Genomic DNA, 3,145 nt, shown 5'->3' with positions numbered 1-3,145 from the left:
TTAATCCGGGGCACTATCGATTCTTCCCGGCACGGACATGAGGGCGGCTACCCGGCCACCATCCGCCACGCCGTTATTGAAGTACAATAATTTCTTATTTATGGGAGGGCAGAGGGCAAAGGGCAAAGAGCAGAAGGCAGAAGGCAGAGATGAAAGGCAGTGGGCAGTAGGAAACAGCCCAGGCCGCAAGCCGTCGCGACCCTTCCTTTATCAACTCTATCAACGCTATCAACTTTTCAACTTGTTAACTCGTCAACTGGTCAACTTGCCACTAATCCAACAACCGGCTAATACAGAATTTCTATATAACCATCCGTTCCATTTACCCGGATGCGTTGCCCGTCCTTAATCAGCCGGGTAGCATTTTCAACCCCCACCACTGCGGGTAAGCCATATTCCCGGGCTATTACGGCCCCGTGGGTCATTAGTCCGCCCACTTCGGTAACCAGTCCTTTTACAGACACAAACAGGGGTGTCCAGCTGGGGTCGGTAAAAACGGTGACCAGGATATCCCCTGCTGAGAGATCGGCGGCTGACATGTCTGTAATAACGCGCGCACGGCCTTCTATAATGCCGGAAGAAACAGGCAGGCCAATAATGGCGCCGGTTGGAAGGTTGTTGCGTTTGTACCGGCCCGTCAGCATTTCACCATCGGAGGTGATAACACGAGGCGGCGTTAGTTTTTCAAACGATTTGAAATCGTTCTTTCGTTGGTGAATGATTGAATGATCCAGTTGGTGGGTGCGAACCACTTCGCGAAATTCTTCAAAGGTGAGAAAGTATACATCTTCTTTTTCATGAATGACGTTGGCCTGAACCAGCTGTTGCGCTTCTTTCAACAGGGCCTGTTTGTAAACGAAGTTGCGGCTAACCATGCGGTATTTGGGATATTCGCGATAGCCCGCGAAATTCCTGATGAGACTGATCATTTCTTTTGTTTCGGCTGCTTTTTGTTCACCCCCTGGTAATGCCGTCAGTCGTTGCAGTAACTCTTTTTCTTTTTGCAAAGCTTCGTGCAGCCCCTGTTCGAATTTGCGTTTGCCGGCGCCTGGTTCCTGGTTTTTGAGGTTAGTGAGGATGAGGGGTACCAGGGTGATTGGTTTTTCGCTCCATCGGGTTCTGGTAATATCAATTTCACCGGCGCAGCGCATCCCGTATTTATTGAGCCAGGCATTGATAGCGTCCCGCGTTTGCGGGCCGCCATGGAGGTGAACCAGTTCATCGAGGAAGTTATCATCTTTTGTTTGTTGCAGATAGTTTATTACTTCAGGATAGGGGCGGATCACGTCTGCCACATCCAGCAACGCCAGCCCCATTTCAGCAGTGACATTATTGGGTACAGATTGAGAGATCGTATCTGCCACGTTTGTTTCCCCTAACCACTCCTTCATTTTTTCATTGAGCCATTGGGCAGCATCCATGGCGGCCAGGATCCCGCTCAGGTTTTGTGTATCTGTCAGGCTTTTCTTTGATTGTTGAATATCTTCCAGGATAAAATCAAATAATCCTGTTCCTGATCTTGTTTGAATGGTTTGTTTTAATATTTCCAGTGATGCTTCACTGTTAGTGATCAGATCAGCAACGATAGCGGGATCGTTTTTCACCTGGGTACGAAAGCCAACTGTTGTAATGGCTTTTTCGCTTTTGCCTGAGTGATCCTCAGGTAACAGTTTTATAAAATCTCCGCGCTCGAGGAGGGTCATTAACGCGTCCTTTAAAAGGGGGTCCTGCCCAAATGTATGTAGGATCGTTTGCCTGGTAGCGGGGGAGGCCAACAGCCCCGTGACATCAACAAATAATCTTCCACCCGCAATTGGCATGGGGCGAGGCGTTGTTATGTTCCAAAAAGCCAGGCCCAGTGGTTTCATGGCATCTGTCATCATTTGATTGTGGCCTACGGATACGTACACATGGTTTTCACCGTCATTTGCTGCAGGTATAGGAAACAGGGTAGTGATCGGCCTGCTCTGCACAATGTAAAACGTATCGTTTACCAGACACCATTCAATATCCTGTGGAGAACCGAAATGAGTTTCTATCTTTCTGCCTGTCTTCTCCAACTGCACAATCTGTTCATCTGTCAGCGTTTGCTTGTTCTGCTGCGCGGCTTCAATAGCCTGTTCTTTTGTACCACCATTGGGTAAAGCATAAATAGCCAGCTTTTTAATGGCCAGTTTTTTATCGATCACCTCGCCGTTACGCACTTTATAATTATCAGCATTTACCAGTCCGGCCACCAGGGCCTCGCCCAGCCCGAAGCTGGCATCGATAGACACTACCTTTCTGTTACCAGTGACGGGATCAGCAGTAAACAGTATTCCAGCCGCTTGCGGGAACACCATTTTCTGTACCACCACAGCCAGGAGTACCTGCCGGTGATCGAACCCGTTTTGAAGGCGATAGGTTACTGCGCGATCGGTAAACAGCGATGCCCAGCATTTACTGATGTGTTGCAGGATCGCTTTCTTACCAATGATGTTTAAATACGTATCCTGCTGACCGGCAAAGGAAGCGGTGGGCAGGTCCTCGGCAGTGGCGCTGGAGCGCACCGCCCAGGCATCGTTTTCATTAAGATGTGCTGCGATCTCTTCTTCGATTTCCCGGGGAATGGGAATGCTTTCAATGGCCATCCGGATCTTTGCGCTGACTTCGCTGATGGTTTTCCGTTCTGCTGATTTTACATGCGTTAGTTCATCGAGCAGGCTGTTGAGTTTGGGGTTATTCCCGATTATTTTTTTATAGGCTTCGGTGGTAATGCAAAACCCTTCGGGGACCTGTATGCCGTCAATTGTGGACAGTTCGCCGAGATTGGCGCCTTTGCCGCCTACCGTCATCAAAGTTGTGCGGTTGATCTGCTGAAAAGAAAGTACGTATGTGCGCATCGTTTAACTGCTTTTCGTGATACAATTATAGCGAAGGTGCACAAATACCATTCCTTAGCATAGGAAATCCAAGTATCTTTTTTATTGAAAACAATGGGGAGGTTTTGTTGTTATCCTTACAACGGGGCTTGGGTAATTCTGGCACTTTACCAGTAAAAAAGTGCTTTTTTTGTTTCTTGCTAAAAGTAGCGTATCATAGCGGAAATATATAACGTACCCCATCCTATTATGAGATATTATACAATCGCATTACCTTTCTTTCT

1 protein-coding gene is annotated in these 3,145 nt (G+C 47.9%); it reads right to left on the bottom strand.

The window, feature by feature from the left end:
* Positions 1-287 precede the first annotated feature (287 nt).
* Entirely contained in the window at positions 288-2,882 is a 2,595-nt protein-coding gene (ppsA, locus tag ACJ751_RS09505) for a phosphoenolpyruvate synthase (protein ID WP_407745251.1), read from the bottom strand.
* Between the last annotated feature and the right edge of the window lie 263 nt (positions 2,883-3,145).

The sequence above is a fragment of the Niastella sp. genome, assembly GCF_045805085.1.
Classification (GTDB): domain Bacteria; phylum Bacteroidota; class Bacteroidia; order Chitinophagales; family Chitinophagaceae; genus Niastella.
This window is presented reverse-complemented; position numbering and strand designations above follow the sequence as displayed.